Source organism: Nereida ignava, assembly GCF_001049735.1.
Lineage (GTDB): Bacteria > Pseudomonadota > Alphaproteobacteria > Rhodobacterales > Rhodobacteraceae > Nereida > Nereida ignava.
In genome coordinates this window covers 1-17,584 of the sequence record NZ_CVPC01000029.1, presented here as the reverse complement: position 1 = coordinate 17,584, position 17,584 = coordinate 1, and the positions used below count along the sequence as shown (strand labels likewise).

Below are 17,584 nucleotides of genomic sequence, written 5' to 3'. Positions count from 1 at the left end.
TGTGTAGCCAGCCATTGTACCCAGCGTAAATAAGCGATTGAACAATTGATATATGCAGATTATGCGCTTCGCCTAATTAGCACGGCTTCGGCCTATTGTGCCAGAAGAGTAGTAGCATAATGAACCTAAGCGATATTCTTACACCAAACGCCGTCCGCGTCTTGGGCAACGTTAGCAGTAAAAAACGACTGCTGCACGATGTGGGTGATATCGCGAATGCGTGCTACGACCTTCAAGGTGCGCGATTGATTGAGGCCCTTATGGAACGCGAAGCGCTTGGGCCAACGGGAGTAGGGCACGGTGTTGCCCTACCTCACGCGCGGCTTGATGATATCGACACTGTAAAAGGTGTATTTCTTCGCCTTGAACGCCCCGTAGATTTTGAGGCGGTTGATCGTCAGCCTGTTGATCTTGTGTTTGCGTTGTTCGCACCTCGTGACAGCGGTGTATCACACCTCAAAGCGCTGGCGCTGGTATCAAGGACATTGCGCGATGAAGCGGTCTGCGAGAAACTTCGCGCAAATAGCGAACCATCAACGCTGTACGCAGTTTTGACTGCTCAAAATTTATCAAAAGTAGCTTAGCGCGATTAACTACTAAATTGATGGCCTAACAAAAAGTTATCTTGCTAAGTCTCAGGACTTACTGTCCAACTTGTATCAAGATTGATTTTATGAAGGCGCTTAGGGATGGTGATCCAATCCCTGTTCTCTCTCGTATTAAAATTGGGAGAGTGAGAATGAAGCATCACACAGCGTTTTTAAGATTTGAGGCTGTTCTAGACTATTGTGAACGCCGATGCAGTGGTAAGACACTCGAAGATGCAATGAAGTTTGGTCGTCAGAGAGACTGGTTCGACAGTAGCAACCGGTTAACTGCTTCAGGCGAGGCATTAGCTGAGATAATAATGCAAAGTCCTGACTTCAAGGGTGACCCAGGCGTTAGCAACTAGTCTACGCAAGTTAAAATATTGGCTACTTCTCCACGCCACAATTACCCACAGCAATAGCGTCAGCCCTAGATGTCATAGCGTCACGAGAAGCAACGCGCTCGCGATGTATCATGTACAGTCCTGCAGCGATGATGATGGTTATGCCAGTCAAAGCCAATACATTTGGGAAATCCCCAAAAACAATCAGTCCAAGCAAAGCCGCCATGGGCAATTCAAAGTATTGTAAAGGCGCCAGAGTGGCAGAAGGGGCTATTGCCAGGGCATACGTCATCATCATGTGGCTTATTGTAGCAAAAAATCCGACCCCAAGAAGCCAAAGCCAAAAAATGCCTTCCGGCCAAACAATGCTAATCAGTTCTGAGCCTTTTCCTTGAGACCAGATAATGACTGGGACACACATAATGCTGGCAATCAAACCAGTATAAAACTGCAAAGTAACCGGATGGATACGCCGCGATAATCCACGGGTCACAAGAATGTAAAACGCAAAACTCAAAGCGGTCCCAAGCGGAAAAAGAGCAACAGCACCAAAAGCTGCAAAGCTAGGTTGAATTACAAAAAGTACGCCAAGAAAGCCTAGAAGTGCAGCACCTACGCGCCGTGGTCCAACTTCCTCATCCAAATATAACTTGCCAACAAGAAGGACAATAAATGGAGCAACAAAAACGATCGCCAGAGCATCAGCTAAAGGCATGACGCTGATCGCTGCGACAAAGCAGAATGTCGATGCCAACAACAGTCCAGCGCGGAAACATAATGCCGGCCTCTGTGACTTATCGACCTTAAGTGACAATTTAATTACAAAAAGGAAAGGAGCCATCAGAACACACTGTACGACAAACCGAGCAGCGGTAATTTGGCCAACAGAGATACGATCTGATGCTAGCTTAGCAGCGACATCCAATAGCGGCGCGGTTATGCAAAAGCCCAACATGAGCGCAACCCCAGCAAGGGTCCGGTCACTAGGAGCAGTATGAGAGATATTCAACGTCACCCCTATCCCTATTGCTTTGATGGCTTTCGCGTCCAACTGATTCGCAACTTGGGACGTTCATAGCTTATTCGCAATACAAAACCTCGCAAGGGTTGACCTCGCAGCAGTTCCAGCGTCTCTGCAGGTTATGAATTGGCATCCACAAGGCTGCGCCTGTATTCAACAAATTACTGCCTTACACCAAGGACCCGTCACGAACTTGATTGAAATCCTGATACAAAATATTCTTCCCGTCTTTTCCATCATGGTACTTGGTTTTGCCATGGGGCGTGCGCATTTTGTGAGTAAAGGCGAAGCGACCACGGTCAACCGGATCGCATTTATGGTACTGCAACCGGCGCTTATTTTTCCACTGGTCAACGGAGTTGATTTTAGCGACTTTTATACAGACGCAATTTTGTTGTACGCCGCAGCACAAGCAATCGTGTTTTGCTTAACTTTGGCGGTGTGCCTTTATGTGATGCGCTGTACATTTTTAGAGGCGTGGCTCTTGGCGATGGCCACGGTTTTCGTGAACTCGCTGCTCTATATTTGGCCGATCTCATCATTGATCTACGGCGCAGCAGGCAATTTCCCGATCACAGCACTGGTGGTATGGGATTCGACCATCACTTTCGCATTTTTTATAATTACCACTGATTTACTGGCCAATAGGGAACAATCCGTCCGTAACAGCGCTCTAAGGTTGCTGAAAAATCCCGTGTTGATCGCCATATTCCTAGGCATCACAACTAACCTGCTGGGCCTACGCGCGTCAGAACCGCTGCTAGTTGCCTTTCAATTTGCCGGGGCAGCAGCTGCTCCACTAACGCTCTTTGCGCTGGGAGTAATCCTTTCGGGACACAGCCTGATCCCCAATTCAAAAATAACGTTGGTATCCGTGATCAAGTTAATGGTCCTACCCGTGGCCGTGTTCATTACGCTTAGCATTGGAGAGAGACCCATAGTTTGGGATGAGATGGTGCTGCTAAACGCAGCAGGGCCTTCAGGCGCAATGGCCTTTGCGCTCGCGACCCTTTACAAAATTCGTACAGATACGATTGCACCTGTGATCATCTGGACCTCGGTACTCAGCCTCTTTTCACTGGCTTGGCTTGCATAATGGCGCATCGCTAGGCGCTATCATTAACTGCAGGTGACACCCTAAAGTAGGGTGTCACCTGTGAGTGTGGTGGTGAGAGGTATTTTAATCAGGTGATAGGACTCGCATCAGACTGTCGTATTTTTGATCGACAGCCCAAAAAAACCTCCCCCCCATTTTTTATTCGGTTGTCCGTTTACGCCATTGGAGAACGTTTTGATTATGTTCTGTAAGAGTTGACACAAAAGCATGACCGCCAAGCTCGTCAGCCAAGAGTGCACTAGGGTATAATATTGAACGCTGCGCAGATTTTTGCATCTTGTGAAGAGCTTAGATAGGCAGGTTTATGACTAGAAAGAATTTCATCCACACGATGCCTCGCCCGGTCCCAAGCGGTGTGTGCCCCGGCATCGGCCCACGTCTGTGGTTGGGCCCGATCGGCCAACGTCGGGTAATGATAATCCCGTTCCATGGCAGCGTATGTGTGGTCTGACCCTAAAAAATGGCCATCACCAAGGATGACCGAACAAATGGCATCATAGCCTAATGTGTCCTCGCTTACTTCGATGCCGCGCAGCGTGCGATAGGTCAGGCTATGCATTTCGTTATCGAGGACGAACCCCTCGAAAGATGCACCTAGGAGAGATGCAGTCATACCACTGGACTCATATATTAGGTTACCCCCTGCAAGGGCAGCCGCTAGTGACGTCATGCCCTTCTCCACCCCGTATTGCGCGTCGATCGCTTTGGCATCAGTCATGGAGCTTGCCACACCAGACGGCAGGCCAAGCCAGTTGGACAATTGGGCGCTTGCTGCATTAAGGACCGTAGTCTCCCCTCCGCCCCCGGCAAAGGCGCCGCTGCGCAGATCAATGACAAGGGGCCAATTAGAAAAAATCACCGGGAAGCCAGGGGAGATGACATTGACCATCACGAGGCTTGCAAGGGTTTCTGCGAGTGATTGAGCAAGAAAACCCGCAAGCGTCGCTGGGGCTGTCGCGCCGGCTTGTGCTGCCGTTATGCACGACATCGGGATATTATGGTCAATACATTTGTAAACGACATCTACCGCATCTTCCCCAAAGCGCATGGGTGAGATCACTGGGCTGATATGCGTTTTAAGAAACGGACGCCGCGCGAACTGCCCTTCGCCACCTGCTGCAATATCCAACATCTGGATAATCGGGTCTATGTGTTCGGCGACTGTAAACGCAGTAGCGATAGGTTTCGTCGTATTTGCTATTAGCGCATATGCGGTGTTTACATCCAAATCGAACATATCGGGCACATCGGTTGCGATGCAACAACGGGTGAACCACGCGACGTTATCAAGTGCATCCTGTAAGCGCGTAAAATCGTGCAGATCACGAAGGGTCGAAGGGCGATAAATACCACTCTTCCGATCCAATGTATTCACCGCTGCACCGCCTGTCCCAAAATAGACTCGGTCGCCACCAACTTCAATCGTTCGGCTCGGATCACGACCATGCAAGGGAAAGGCTTTGGCGGCTTTATCGATAATATCAAGTACTAGCGCCTTCGGCATCCCTATGCGCTTTTGCCCAAGGTCTGTACACCCAAAGCCAATCAGATCGTTCCAAAGCCGCGCTGGAACTTCTCCCATGCCAAGATCGGACAAAAGTCGCAGTGCTGTATCGAAGATACTTTGACAATCGGTATCGCTCAGGGGGCGGTATTGGCCACCGATCTGACCTGGAGAGGCGGGGTTGACGGGGGGAGGCCCCGCACGCTGTACGTGACGGGCTTGGCGGCCAGAACGGGCGGGACGATTTGACATGCTTCATCTAAGCATACGTTTATGAAATCGGGCAAAGCTTTTCGTATTTTTGCGAAAGATAGAAACACGTCTTTGACGACACTTGTCAGCACCCCATCTAGACGGACAGACACGGACATCTTTCTAAAGGGGTATCCAGTTTTCAGGTGGGCCATTTGCCGTCCTGCATATTCTTCTCAACGCGAGGTGTTATGCCAAGCGGGATTAGCGGCTTAGTGAAGTATTCTCTCAAAACGCCGAAAAAAATTACTTTAGTTAATCGTAACTTGAAAGCCAACAGCGCTGTTAGACATTGAATGAATACAACTAAAGCCATTTACAGAGCCAGTTATGCTGGAGCAGTTTCCATCACGACTGAATTTGATTTGACCTTGCACCGTTAGCAAGAACATCCACCAGACCTTCCGCAACTTCGTCACAGACGCGGGGCTGATTACGTGTCCACGCACTGGGCAGAACCGTACTCTGTACAGCCTACGTCACACCTATGCGACATTCGCCCTACTCAATGACGGGATGGATATACACGCCCTCGCCATACAGACGGGCACATCAATCGGCATGATTGAGCGGCATTACAGTCATCTCAAGCCGCGCCTCAAGAAGGACATGCTGACTGGTAAGCGGTATGAGTTGAGCAGGGACGAGTTTGAGGGCAGCCAAGAACAACAACTTGAGTGAACTCCACTCCCTCAAACTTGACAGATTGCGGTTTTAGCTGCCATTAAAATCAACTAGAACAAAATATAAACATTTGAGGTGGAGGATTCTGTGCCGGTTTATGAAGTCAAATCTCCAATCACTACAAACAGCACTCCTCTTCAGTTAATCACAACACCTGTTAGTGCTGGGTTTCCATCTCCTGCGGCTGATGAACTCGAAGATGAAATTGATCCAATTGCTTGGATAATTCGGCATCCTACTTCTACATTTTGGTGGCGAGTTGAGGGCAACTGTCTTTGGGATGTAGGCATTAGAGATGGCGATTTGATTGCTGTGGATCGCGCAGGAAAACGCAGGGTTGGGCGAGCTGTTTTAGCTGTAGTCGATGGATCTGTTACTGCCAAAATATTACGAAAACGTGACAATAGATACTTCCTCGCCCCCGCCAATAGACAAGAACACTTTCCGGACATTGAGCTCACTGAAGACAGCGAGATATGGGGCGTCATTGCTGGCGTGGTGCGGCGCTATCCATTGGAATGAAAACCCCGATAGCAATCTCAGACAGCGCAAACTTTTACGTTTCCGCTGAACGGCTTTTTGAACCAGGTTTAAAGAATACACCTGTGATTGTTCTTTCTAACAATGACGGATGCGCTGTAGCACGTTCAGACGAAGCAAAAGCCCTCGGCATAAAGATGGGTGCCCCGCTTCATAAACTGAAGGATGTCATCACCAAGCACGGCGTGTGTGTGTTTAGCTCAAATTACACTCTTTATGGCGACATTAGCCGCCGAGTAGTTGAGGTGTACCAAGAGTTCAGCCCAACTGTTGAAGTCTACTCAATTGATGAATGCTTTATGGACCTAGGTGGCTTTAAAGATCGAGAAGCACATGCCCAAAAGTTGCGAAAAGCAGTGCTACACAAAGTTGGCATTCCTGTACGTGTTGGCATTGCTTCAACCAAGACGCTAGCAAAATGTGCAAATGACATTGCCAAGAAGAACGCTCTTTTTGATGGTGTGCTTGATATGATGGATGAGCAATTGATTGATTGGCTTTTACCAAAAGTACCTGTTAGCGATATTTGGGGAATAGGGCGCAAAACTAACAAAAAACTAGGTAGGTTGGGCATATATACAGCTGCAGACCTTCAGCGGATGCCAATCAAGCAAGCTCGTTCTGTCGGTACTGTTGTTTTAGAAAAGACTGTCTTGGAGCTTCAAGGAGAACCATGCCTTGCTTTAGACGAAGTCGAACCACAGCGCAAAGGTATGGCCGTGACCCGGTCTGCTGGCATGCCTATGTTTGGGTTTGATGTGCTGTTTGAAGCAATCACTGCTCATACAACCCGAGCCGCAGAAAAGCTGCGTCAGAATGAGTTGGCGGCTGGAACACTGACTGTATTTTTTCACACTAATCGTCATCGGCCAGATCGGCCACAGTATGCCAGCTCCCGCTCAATACAATTATCTCCGATGTCATGTGATACATTTGAGTTAGTGCGTGCCGCACGAAAATGCGCAATTGCGGCCTGGCCCAAGGCCAATTCCAACCAATATGGTTTCACCAAAGCGGGAGTCATGCTTGACGATTTAATCCCTATTGAGCAACGTCCGCTTACTTTGTTCGATGTGCCGGAAAAACAAACCAAACCAGCTGTTGAAGCTCTTGATCAGATCAACCGCCAATTTGAGATCAAAACAATTACGCTGGGGAGCGAAGGCGTAGAACGATTATGGAGAATGCGCTCTATACATCGCAGTCCGAGATATACAACGCGGCTTTCTGATCTACCCATTGTGAGGTAATGGCGCTTAATTAAGCTATTGATCAAAAGAGCGACATTGAAGCTAAGGATCAGCATCAGGATGACTAAATGGATGTAGTTGTTATCGGAGCTGGCTTGTCTGGGCTAACTGCGACGGCGACACTAATCGAAGCCGGCATTCGCGTAACAGTCCTTGAAGCAAGTACCCAAATTGGTGGGCGCATCCGAGCAGTTCATGACCCTAGCAGCAATGAAGCGATAGCAGATCTGGGGCCAACTTGGGTTTGGCCACGTTATCAACCTGTTGTGGCTCGCTGGCTAGATAAGCTCAGCATTAATACCTTTGAACAGTTTAATACTGGGAACGCAGTAATCACAGGCTACGGGCCACAACCAATATATCAGCCACTTCTAAGCCAAAGTGGAATGACCCGCATTGTAGGTGGGCCAACTGCCTTGATTGAGACGCTTTGTGCACGTGTTGGAAGCAACAACATACGCACAAACTCACTAGTCACTGAAGTTTGTGAACATGAAGCTGACAAAGTGGCCATACGCTTAAACACTGGTGAAATGATAGCAGCGCACAAAGTGATAATGGCTATCCCACTACGTGTAGCTGCAACAACTTTGCATCTACCGTGGGCAGCTCAGAGTTTGCTGGAGACCATGCGCAAAACGCCAACTTGGATGAGTACTCATGCAAAAACTGTTGTGCTTTACGAACGCCCATTCTGGCGGGAACTCGGGCTATCAGGAAGAGTAGCCAGTCAAACTGGACCACTTGTTGAGGTACATGATCACACCAGCGCAGATATGCAGTCAGCGGCGTTATTTGGCTTTGTGGGTTGGCCTACCGCACAAAGACAATCCGCCCCAAAGCAGTTGCCACAAGAAATCTTGAAGCAGCTATCGGACTGCTTTGGCGACGCAGCGGCCAATCCAATCGATTTAGTAATTCAAGACTGGGCTCTTAACCCTCACATTGTAACTGAACTTGATTTGTCTGAAGCTCCGCAACATCCAGACGTCGGCCCTACAAGTCTTAGAGAAAATCATCTCAACGGCCGTATCAGATTTGCCGTCAGTGAAGTGTCCGACCGTAGTCCTGGATTAATTGAGGGCGCTCTTGTTGCTGGCGAAAGTGCAGCTATCGAGATGCTTGACAAATAACTGCGCAAGTAAGGCTTTAGCTATTTACCCACTTTTTTGATCTTCGACGCTAGTATATGCGCTGAACCATTTCGGCGATGTTACGACGTGTTAATCTAAAAGCTTTGACGAGTTACAGCGGCTGCCTACATCCATATTTATAAAGTTTGCGACGCCAACAGAATGCGAATGGGAAATTTGGAGCTGTTAAGATGTTATCTTAGCTTGATATCATGCAACGGTTAGCCTTCCCTAAAGACATGAAAGATCTGACTTAATGAAGAGACTTTTCCTTGATGCCGCGGATATTCGCATCCTCAGCGCGCTGCAGCAGCATGGGCAATTGAGCAAAGCCAAGCTTGCTGAGGTTAGTGGCCTTTCTGCGACACCATGCTGGGCACGGCTAGGAAGACTGAAAGCTGGTGGATATATTCGCGGCTATCATGCAGATATTGAATTAGGTCGGTTAGCCGACTTCGCTCAGGTAATTGTCACAGTTTCTTTGAGCCGTCATCGAAAAGCAGATTTTGAACGATTTGAGCTATTCATTAACAGTCGGGATGAAATTGTAGATTGTGTAGCTACGGGCGGTGGCGTTGATTACATCATGAAAGTCATCAGTCCCAGCCTCGCTACATTTCAAGACTTAATGGAAGACTTTCATGCTGAAGATATTGGAATTGACCGTTATATGACCCACTTTGCAACTCGACAGGTGAAATCAAGCTTGCCGAACGTTTCAAAATTGGCAAACGCAAATCCAAAATAGCCAATTCAGCCTAAACAGTCCTGCTATCGACAAAAAATATGTCGGTATGGTCCGAATATCATAAAACTTCAGACCACATTCGCCTGACTTCAATACTACATTCTTGATTTGAAAATGGTGGTCGTTTGACTTTGGGAACGCCGATAATAGCAGGAGAATGTTATGATGCAAAAAGATGATTTTGGTTTTGGTACACAGATCCGTAAGTCACCCTATTTTGACGCCACTGTGCGTTGGGGAGCCAAAGGATTTTCAGTCTATAACCATATGTATATCCCACGTGACTTCGGTGATCCTGAGCAAAACTTCTGGAACCTCGTTAATGAGGCAATCCTCTGTGATGTGGCAGTTGAACGTCAGGTCGAGATTACTGGTCCAGACGCAGCACAATTCACCCAGATGCTGACTTGCCGTGACCTTTCGAAGATGGCCGTAGGCCAGTGCAAGTACATCTTAATCACCAACGCAGATGGGGGCATTCTCAACGACCCTATTCTGCTGCGGCTCGCCGAAAACCACTTCTGGATTTCACTGGCCGACAGCGACATCTTGCTTTGGGCGCAAGGCGTTGCGATCCATTCGGGCCTTGATGTCACGATTGGCGAGCCTGATGTGTCGCCTTTGCAATTGCAGGGGCCCAAGTCTGGCGAGATTATGCGTGCGCTCTTTGGCGACGATATCATGGACATGCGCTATTATTGGCTGCGCGAGGTCGAGTTGGACGGCATCCCGCTAATCGTGTCCCGCACGGGTTGGTCCAGCGAGCTGGGGTATGAAATCTATTTGCGTGACGGCTCCAAGGGAGATTTGCTGTGGGAGACCATCATGGCCGTTGGTCTGGAGTTTGGCCTCAAGCCCGGGCACACGTCCTCCATCCGCCGAATTGAAGGCGGAATGCTGTCCTACCATGCTGATGCCGACATGAGCACCAACCCGTTCGAGCTGGGCTTTGATCGGCTGGTCAATCTGGACATGGAGGCTGACTTCATCGGCAAAGCGGCTTTGCGCCGTATCAAGGAAGAAGGCGTCAGTCGTAAGCAAATCGGCCTGCTCATCGACGGTGATCCGCTCACCGGTCCGAACACGACATTCTGGGAAATCAGTTTTGACGGCGCCCCAATCGGTAAGGTCACATCTGCGGTCTATTCCCCACGTTTGGGACAGAACATCGCGCTGGCTATGGTGTCGGCAGAACACGCCAACATCGGCGCACAGGTCGAGGTCGTCACAAACTCTGGAACCGTCGGCGCGACCATTTGCGAGCGCCCGTTCTATGACCCGAAAAAGCAAATCGTAGCGGCTTAACGCCCTCCAGAACGAAAGAAGACAGACATGTCAGACCTTGCGATCGAGCTGCATTGGCAGCGCGCCAGTCCCGTGTTCCAAAAGGGTACTTATTCAAACGAGCACACGGTGCAATACAACAACTGCTACAACTTGCCTGTGGATTCCGCCCCTGATTGGGGTGGAAATCCTGACAACACGAACCCCGAGCAAGCGCTCGCCTCGGCCTTGTCTAGTTGTCATATGATGACCTTTCTGGCGCTTGCGGCAAAAGCGGGCTGGCCCGTGGCTAGCTATCATGATTATGCCGAAGCGCATTTGGGCAAAAACCCCAAAGGCCAGATGTCGGTGACGCGGATTGATCTGCATCCTGTGGTGCGTTTCGACACTGGCTTTTCAGTGGGTGACGATGAGCTCGCACAGATGCAGGACCGTGCCCACCGCTATTGCTTTATTGCGAACACCTTGGCCGACAGTGTCAAAATCAACATTCTTTAGCATCTAAAAGGAATAGTCCCGTGACCACATCTGATATCCTGCTCACCAATCTGGACGAGAACGGCATATTGCGCCTAACCTTAAACGATGTGGCGCGCCGCAATGCCTTGTCCCAGGCGATGCTTGCGGCATTAGGGGCTGCATTTGCTGATGCAGGGGCTGATCCACTGGTGAGGATCGTTGTCTTAGCAGCTAATGGCCCTGCATTTTGCGCGGGTCATGACCTCAAGGAGATGACAGCTGGGCGCAGGCACGCGGATGGTGGGAAGGTGTATTTTGCACATGTCATGGCGATGTGCGCGGGCGTGATGCAAGGCATCGTGAATTGCCCCAAGCCCGTGATCGCCGAAGTGACTGGCGTTGCCACGGCAGCAGGTTGCCAGTTAGTGGCAAGTTGTGATCTGGCGATCGCTGCGGACACTGCTCAGTTCAGCACGCCAGGCGTGCATATCGGGCTATTTTGCTCCACCCCAATGGTGGCCCTGTCGCGGAATGTCGCTGATAAACACGCGATGGAGATGCTGCTGACGGGCGATATGACTTCCGCTGTGCGGGCCGCAGAGATAGGCCTTGTGAACCGCGTTGTCGTCCCCGAAGCGCTGCAAGAGGCCACAATGGAAATGGCGCGCAAGATTGCATCGAAATCCAGCATGACGCTCGCAACAGGCAAACGCGCCTACTATGCGCAACGTGAAATGACGCTACCGGACGCCTACGACTACGCCTCAGGTGTGATGGTCGACAACATGCTGGCGCAAGACGCCAAAGAAGGCATCGGAGCTTTTATCGAGAAGCGCCCGCCCCAATGGCAGGATGCCTAAGCCATGACAACGAACCCCTACAACAGGGATCTGGACCGAAACCCGGCGAACCACCAGCCGCTGACGCCACTGACATTTCTGGAACGGGCGGCCTCGGTTTTTCCTAATCACACAGCGATCGTGCATGGCGCATTGCGGCGCAATTATGGTGCATTCTACGCACGATCGCGTCAGCTGGCTTCCGCTTTGGCACAAGAAGGCGTCGGGCGCGGTGATACGGTATCAGCCTTGCTGGCCAATACGCCCGCGATGTTGGAATGCCACTACGGGGTGCCCATGTGCGGCGGTGTTTTACACTCTGTAAACACCCGCCTCGATGCATCGGTGATCGCGTTTCAACTAGACCATGCGATGTCCAAAATCGTCATTGTCGACCGCGAATTCATGCCCTTGATGCAAGACGCGCTGGCGCTGGCAACGGTGAAACCGCTTGTGATCCAATACGACGATGCCGAATTCACGGCGCCTGCAACTGCGACTGATGCGCAGGATTACGAGGCTTTTTTGTCGACGGGTGACCCTGATTTTGACTGGCTGATGCCGCTGGATGAATGGGACGCGATTTCAATCAATTACACCTCTGGAACGACCGGCGATCCAAAGGGGGTGGTTTCGCATCATCGCGGCGCTTATTTGCTGGCACAGGGCAATGCGCTTACAACGTCGATGGCCAAGCACGCGGTCTACCTCTGGACGCTGCCGATGTTTCATTGCAACGGTTGGTGCTTCCCGTGGACCCTCTCGGCGATAATCGGGACCCATGTCTGTCTGCGTCAGGTGCGGGCAGAACCAATTTGGAGCGCTCTGGCAAATGAAGGTGTCACCCATCTGTGCGGCGCGCCCATTGTCATGTCCCTGATGATTTCGGCCCCCGAGGACGAGAAGCGCAATCTCGGCCATATGGTGCAATTCTTCACTGCTGCCGCACCACCGCCGGAAAAGCTACTGGCCGATATGAAAACCGCAGGCTTTGATGTGACGCATTTGTATGGGCTGACAGAAACTTACGGCCCTGCTGTGGTGAATGACTGGCATCAGGACTGGTCAGACCTTCCGCCTGCCGAACAGGCTACGCTAAAATCGCGTCAAGGCGTGCGCTATCTTCCGCTTGAAGGCCTTCAAGTGCTGGACCCAGAAACCATGCTGCCGGTTCCACGCGACGGTAAAACCATGGGTGAAGTAATGTTTCGCGGCAACGTCGTGATGAAGGGCTATTTCCGAAATCCTATAGCAACGAAAGAGGCGTTCGCTGGTGGCTGGTTCCATTCCGGCGATCTGGGCGTGCGTCATCCAGACGGCTATATCCAGCTCAAGGACCGTTCCAAAGACATCATCATTTCAGGCGGCGAAAATATCTCGTCTATCGAGGTGGAAGAGGCCCTCTACCGTCACCCCGCAGTCGAGATCGCCGCCGTGGTTGCTATGCCCCATGAGAAATGGGGCGAAACGCCATGTGCCTTTGTGGAATTGGCTCGAGGTCAAATATTGGATGCCAACAACTTGCGCGTATGGTGCAAAGAGCAACTTGCTCCTTACAAGGTGCCCGGGCAGTTTGTATTCATGCCGATCCCGCGCACGTCTACTGGCAAGATTCAGAAATTTATCTTGCGCGACCAAGCCAGAGATATCGCACAGAACGTAACTGCAGATAAAACGTTCAAGGCTCGATAAGCCGGAACTTGTCTGAAGTTGTCAGGAGGGCAAGCCCTCAAAATCACACCCTCACCACCACGCAGGTTTTGTTTGGGGCTGGCCTATCGCGCACTAAATAGCTGTTTGGTTTACTTATTTGACATTCGAGCAGATTGCAGCGTCGGCCAATCTGGGCTCAAAGTGAACCTCCGCGGCACGGCACGCCAATGATCGCTCTGGGCCGTGAGCGCCTACAATAATTCCACAGCTTCACTGAGCTGCTCAGCGTTCACATCAATGTACCTTTGCGTCGTCGATATGTGCGAATGCTCTGCCAACAGCCGCACCCCTACCCCCTTGTTTGCCAACCGTGTGATATACGTGCGGCGACCACTGTGGCTACTTGCATCCTTGAGCCCCATTGCTTTGTAGATGTCGAGGAACAGCTGGCACATGGTGTTGGTTGAGAAGTGCCCACCTTTTTGGCTCTTAAACAATGCCTGATGCGGCTTGGCTGTGCGGATTAACGCGCTGTATTCCAGCAGGGCTTTACGCAAGCGCTGGTTGAGATACACCGTACGTGTATGCCCGCCTTTGCTTTGCTCCGCTGTAAGGATGAACTGTGTGCGCACGTTGCATGCTTCATCAAACACGTTGCCCCCGGTGAGTGCTGCGATCTCTTTGGCTCTCAGCCCTGCGTAGAGGCTTGTAAATATGATTGTCTCATCGCGTATCGGATGACGCCTTAAGTTGTGACAAAGAAGTATGCGGTGGTTTTCACGCATAGTGCTCCCACAATATTCGCGAATACGGGTAATCAATCGCCTGAAAACAAGAGAGTCTCGTTATCTGGGGTAGATTCCGTTTGATTTCTCCTCGATTTACTGCGATGTGAGCTTAAATTAATTTTTCCAAATACGGCAGAGATCAAATGGAAGTCAGTGTACGCGACAACAACGTCGATCAAGCTCTACGCGCGCTTAAGAAAAAATTGCAGCGCGAAGGTGTGTTTCGTGAAATGAAGCTCAAGCAACATTTCGAGAAGCCATCAGTAAAAAAAGCACGTGAACAAAAAGAGGCGATTAGCCGCCAGCGCAAACTTGCACGTAAAAAAGCCCAACGCGAAGGTATGCTGTAAGTTACTGCAAACCAGCTGCTGTGCGAATTTGATCAGCGTCCTCTTTGATAGAGGGCGCTGTTTTTTATTGCGTGGATGTGTCAGGAAAAGCGAAATGCAAATCGCTGGATAGGCTGATCTCAGATTGGGGCGTTTAAGGTTGGTCTTGCGTTCTTAAAGCACCATGGCCCCTACCCTAAAACCCCAATTTTACAGAGCTTTTGGCACCAAGCTGACGTCCGATACAACCAGACAGAGCCTGCTCTGTAGGACGTGCGAAAGGGCAACGCTTGCATCAATCAAACGCGCCCTTTCGAGGTAGCATCTTACTTGCTGCTGATATCGACAGTGCGCAAATATGGGCGGATTTCATCAAATCCTTGCGGGAACTTCTCCGTGGCCTCGGAATTTGAAACCGAAGGCGGAATGATAGCAAGATCACCCGGACGCCAATCAGCTGGTGTCGCAACACCATTGGCATCGCCAGTTTGCAACGCATCGATAACACGTAGAATTTCATCGAAGTTACGACCGACGCTCATGGGGTACGTCATTGTGAGACGCAGCTTTTTGTTGGGGTCGATGATGAAGACAGAGCGGACCGCAGCTGTTTGCGACTCACCTGGGTGAATCATCTCGTAAAGCTTCGCAACTTCACAGTTTGGGTCCGCAACAATCGGAAAACGCAGCGTTGTGCTTTGAGTATCGTTCACATCTTCAATCCACTTAAGGTGCTCTGAAACATGGTCAGTACTTAGGCCAATTGGCTTCACACCGCGTTGGGCAAAGTTTTCAGCCAACTGTGCAGTCCGGCCCATTTCCGTCGTACAAACTGGCGTGAAATCGGCAGGGTGGCTGAAAAAGAACGCCCATTCGTCCCCGATCCAATCATGAAAGGACATAGGGCCGTTCGTAGTTTCAGCGGTGAAATCTGGAACTGTATCACCAAGAAGTAGGGACATGTTTATCTCCATTTAATGTCTGCAATCATTAACGTAACTATTAGCCAGCAAATCCGTGACAATGTCACCTAAGTGGCATTATTTCGTATTTAATGTGGCCGTTCGGTCAGGCAAACCACGCTGCGCATTTCTAAACTGCCGCACACTGTTGCTACTGTAAATTCTCGCGCATTATTGCAATGTATTCCAAGCTTGAAACATGGCATCACAGTCCCAAAAAAGGAGCGCTGAATGACACAGTTTGATTGGACCGAACGTTTCGCAGGAACTGCCGCGCTGCCCGCCGCTGTTCGTAGACGCCTGACCGCTACTGCCCGCGTGATCCATGTCAAACATGGAGATCAGGTGTTTGGGTCGATGAATGTGCCCGAGAGCCTTTTCTTTTTGTACGACGGGCGCATTCGCGTGTCGCAAAGCTCTGATAGTGGCCGCGAGATTGTTCTTTACCGTATCGAAGCCGGCGATAGCTGTGTCCTTACGACAGCCTGCATATTGGCCGAAGAAGCATATAACGCCGAAGGAATTGCCGAAACGGACGTGACTGCAATCGTCTTACCAAAACTCGCGTTTGACCGTCTTGCAGCAGAAGAGGATGCGTTCCGAAACTTTGTGTTTGCAGCCTACTCCCGTCGGCTTATCGACCTGTTACGTGTTGTAGATGATGTTGCCTTCGGCAGGATAGACGTACGTTTAGCAGAACGGCTTTTGATGCTTGGGGATGGCCTAAAGGAAATTCGCAAAACCCATCAAGAGCTCGCCAGCGAGCTTGGCACTGCCCGCGAAGTCATCTCCCGTGTGCTGAATGATTTCCATAAACGCGAGCTCATCTCGCAGTCGCGCGGTATAATTACCTTCACCAACAAGCCCGGATTGGCCGCCATAGCGCATAGCGCGTAATTAACGGCACATGATCGGTAGTTTGGCTTCTTATGCCTTAAGTGACAATGTCACTGAAGGCGTGGCTGTTGGGGTGTATTCTGCGGCTATGTTATCGTCCCGAGGAGGCATTCATGATCACTAATTCAGGCAGCACGGCGCGACGTTTTATGACGGCGGCTGGCATCAAGACAGGATGGACATAATCATGGAAACAGCTTTCACTCCGTTCGGCTCCCTTGGCGGTGGCCTCGCGATTGGTCTTGGCGCCGTCATGTTGATGCTTGGCCTTGGCCGCATTCTGGGGGCGACCGGTATCATGTCCGGTCTGGTTTTCGCACAAAACCGTGCAGAGGCATCGTGGCGCGCTGCCATGATCCTTGGCATGATCGCCGCACCCGGTGTGATCTTTTTGGTCAGTGGCACAATGCCCGCTGTCGATGTGCCAGTAAGCCCGACCATGATTGTGATCGGCGGCACCATCGTGGGGTTTGGCGCGAGCTTGGGATCTGGGTGCACATCGGGTCACGGGGTCTGCGGATTATCGCGGTTTTCCATTCGGTCGCTTGTTGCAGTGCCTACGTTTATGGCCACCGCCGGCATCACCGTCTTTATCATTCGTCACATATTTGGAGCCTAATCCATGAAACTGGTTTTTGCTGGCCTCACAGGTCTTGTCTTTGGTATCGGGATCGCTCTGTCGGGTATGATGAACCCAGCCAAAGTGCTGAACTTCTTTGACATTACAGGTACATGGGACCCCAGCCTCGCCTTTGTGATGGGTGGTGCACTGGTTGTCACAGGGATTGGGTACCGCGCTGTGTGGCGCCGCGCGCAGCCCTTGTTTGGCGGTACGTTCCAAGTGCCGAACGCAACCAATATTGATCCCAAACTTGTGGGTGGTTCTGCGTTATTTGGCATCGGCTGGGGCATTGCCGGGTTTTGCCCCGGAGCGGCTATTCCCGCCCTTGGGACGGGGCGTTGGGAAGTAGTTCTGTTTATCGCTGCGGTGGTTGTTGGACTTGCCCTGCGACGCCTGATGACACGGATGACGACAGCGGCTGTGCCCCAATAAAGCGGTGCCCTGAATGACGACCGCCTACTGCCCCGCCCACACACTGAGGGTGGCGCGAGGCTGCCGTCACCACCTGCATCTGAGACCAAGGAGATTGACAATGACGTACCCTGTAAACATGAACATCACCCCTGACGTT

19 protein-coding genes are annotated in these 17,584 nt (G+C 50.8%); 15 read left to right on the top strand and 4 right to left on the bottom strand.

Going from position 1 to position 17,584, the window contains the following annotated elements; all coding sequences use genetic code 11:
- The first annotated feature begins 119 nt into the window (after positions 1-119).
- Positions 120-584, top strand: a complete 465-nt coding sequence (locus NIG5292_RS13530) for a PTS sugar transporter subunit IIA (RefSeq protein WP_048600071.1) — start codon at positions 120-122, stop codon at positions 582-584.
- A gap of 390 nt (positions 585-974) precedes the next feature.
- On the opposite strand, the gene NIG5292_RS13520 is transcribed toward NIG5292_RS13530, so the two are convergent.
- Complete coding sequence (locus tag NIG5292_RS13520) at positions 975-1,946, bottom strand: DMT family transporter (protein WP_370726554.1); 972 nt, start codon at positions 1,944-1,946, stop codon at positions 975-977.
- 199 nt (positions 1,947-2,145) lie between these two features.
- Between NIG5292_RS13520 and NIG5292_RS13515 the strand changes: the two genes are divergently transcribed.
- A complete protein-coding gene (locus NIG5292_RS13515; protein ID WP_048600068.1) occupies positions 2,146-3,048 on the top strand; it encodes an AEC family transporter in 903 nt (300 codons plus the stop codon).
- A gap of 259 nt (positions 3,049-3,307) precedes the next feature.
- On the opposite strand, the gene NIG5292_RS13510 is transcribed toward NIG5292_RS13515, so the two are convergent.
- A complete protein-coding gene (locus NIG5292_RS13510; protein ID WP_048600067.1) occupies positions 3,308-4,825 on the bottom strand; it encodes a trimethylamine methyltransferase family protein in 1,518 nt (505 codons plus the stop codon).
- Positions 4,826-5,341: 516 nt separating this feature from the next.
- On the opposite strand from NIG5292_RS13510, the gene NIG5292_RS15200 reads away from it, so the two are divergent.
- The 9 genes from NIG5292_RS15200 to NIG5292_RS13470 all read left to right on the top strand — a co-directional run bounded on the left by NIG5292_RS15200 (position 5,342) and on the right by NIG5292_RS13470 (position 13,454).
- Positions 5,342-5,506: a hypothetical protein gene (locus NIG5292_RS15200; protein WP_233488238.1), complete on the top strand. Its 165-nt coding sequence runs from the start codon at positions 5,342-5,344 to the stop codon at positions 5,504-5,506.
- Positions 5,507-5,623: 117 nt separating this feature from the next.
- Positions 5,624-6,031 carry a LexA family protein gene (locus tag NIG5292_RS14710; RefSeq protein ID WP_370726553.1) on the top strand — a complete coding sequence of 136 codons (408 nt, stop codon included), beginning with the start codon at positions 5,624-5,626 and terminating at the stop codon, positions 6,029-6,031.
- Complete coding sequence (locus tag NIG5292_RS13500; RefSeq protein WP_048600072.1) at positions 6,028-7,299, top strand: Y-family DNA polymerase; 1,272 nt, start codon at positions 6,028-6,030, stop codon at positions 7,297-7,299. Before NIG5292_RS14710 ends, NIG5292_RS13500 begins: the two co-directional genes overlap by 4 nt.
- 68 nt (positions 7,300-7,367) lie before the next feature.
- Positions 7,368-8,432: a flavin monoamine oxidase family protein gene (locus tag NIG5292_RS13495; protein ID WP_048600066.1), complete on the top strand. Its 1,065-nt coding sequence runs from the start codon at positions 7,368-7,370 to the stop codon at positions 8,430-8,432.
- A 256-nt stretch (positions 8,433-8,688) separates the two neighbouring features.
- Positions 8,689-9,180 (top strand): Lrp/AsnC family transcriptional regulator, encoded by a 492-nt coding sequence (locus tag NIG5292_RS13490; RefSeq protein ID WP_048600065.1) that lies wholly within the window; start codon positions 8,689-8,691, stop codon positions 9,178-9,180.
- 162 nt (positions 9,181-9,342) lie between these two features.
- Positions 9,343-10,485, top strand: coding sequence for a glycine cleavage T C-terminal barrel domain-containing protein (locus tag NIG5292_RS13485; protein WP_048600064.1), 1,143 nt, complete (start codon positions 9,343-9,345; stop codon positions 10,483-10,485).
- A gap of 27 nt (positions 10,486-10,512) precedes the next feature.
- Positions 10,513-10,962, top strand: a complete 450-nt coding sequence (locus tag NIG5292_RS13480; RefSeq protein WP_048600063.1) for an OsmC family protein — start codon at positions 10,513-10,515, stop codon at positions 10,960-10,962.
- A 20-nt stretch (positions 10,963-10,982) separates the two neighbouring features.
- Positions 10,983-11,783, top strand: a complete 801-nt coding sequence (locus tag NIG5292_RS13475; RefSeq protein ID WP_048600062.1) for an enoyl-CoA hydratase — start codon at positions 10,983-10,985, stop codon at positions 11,781-11,783.
- Between the two features lie 3 nt (positions 11,784-11,786).
- The gene (locus NIG5292_RS13470; RefSeq protein ID WP_048600061.1) at positions 11,787-13,454 is read left to right on the top strand and encodes an acyl-CoA synthetase; all 1,668 of its coding nucleotides are present in this window, start codon (positions 11,787-11,789) and stop codon (positions 13,452-13,454) included.
- 212 nt (positions 13,455-13,666) lie between these two features.
- Here NIG5292_RS13470 and NIG5292_RS13465 read toward each other — a convergent pair whose 3' ends face one another.
- Entirely contained in the window at positions 13,667-14,200 is a 534-nt protein-coding gene (locus tag NIG5292_RS13465) for a tyrosine-type recombinase/integrase (protein WP_048600060.1), read from the bottom strand.
- A 146-nt stretch (positions 14,201-14,346) separates the two neighbouring features.
- Between NIG5292_RS13465 and rpsU the strand changes: the two genes are divergently transcribed.
- Positions 14,347-14,553, top strand: coding sequence for a 30S ribosomal protein S21 (gene rpsU, locus NIG5292_RS13460; protein WP_048600059.1), 207 nt, complete (start codon positions 14,347-14,349; stop codon positions 14,551-14,553).
- Positions 14,554-14,858: 305 nt separating this feature from the next.
- On the opposite strand, the gene NIG5292_RS13455 is transcribed toward rpsU, so the two are convergent.
- Complete coding sequence (locus NIG5292_RS13455) at positions 14,859-15,494, bottom strand: peroxiredoxin (RefSeq protein WP_048600058.1); 636 nt, start codon at positions 15,492-15,494, stop codon at positions 14,859-14,861.
- A gap of 231 nt (positions 15,495-15,725) precedes the next feature.
- On the opposite strand from NIG5292_RS13455, the gene NIG5292_RS13450 reads away from it, so the two are divergent.
- The 3 genes from NIG5292_RS13450 (at position 15,726) to NIG5292_RS13440 (ending at position 17,445) form a co-directional block, all read left to right on the top strand.
- Positions 15,726-16,391 (top strand): Crp/Fnr family transcriptional regulator, encoded by a 666-nt coding sequence (locus NIG5292_RS13450; protein WP_048600057.1) that lies wholly within the window; start codon positions 15,726-15,728, stop codon positions 16,389-16,391.
- A gap of 187 nt (positions 16,392-16,578) precedes the next feature.
- A complete protein-coding gene (locus tag NIG5292_RS13445) occupies positions 16,579-17,010 on the top strand; it encodes a YeeE/YedE family protein (RefSeq protein WP_048600056.1) in 432 nt (143 codons plus the stop codon).
- A 3-nt stretch (positions 17,011-17,013) separates the two neighbouring features.
- Positions 17,014-17,445, top strand: a complete 432-nt coding sequence (locus NIG5292_RS13440; protein ID WP_048600055.1) for a DUF6691 family protein — start codon at positions 17,014-17,016, stop codon at positions 17,443-17,445.
- Positions 17,446-17,584: the final 139 nt, after the last annotated feature.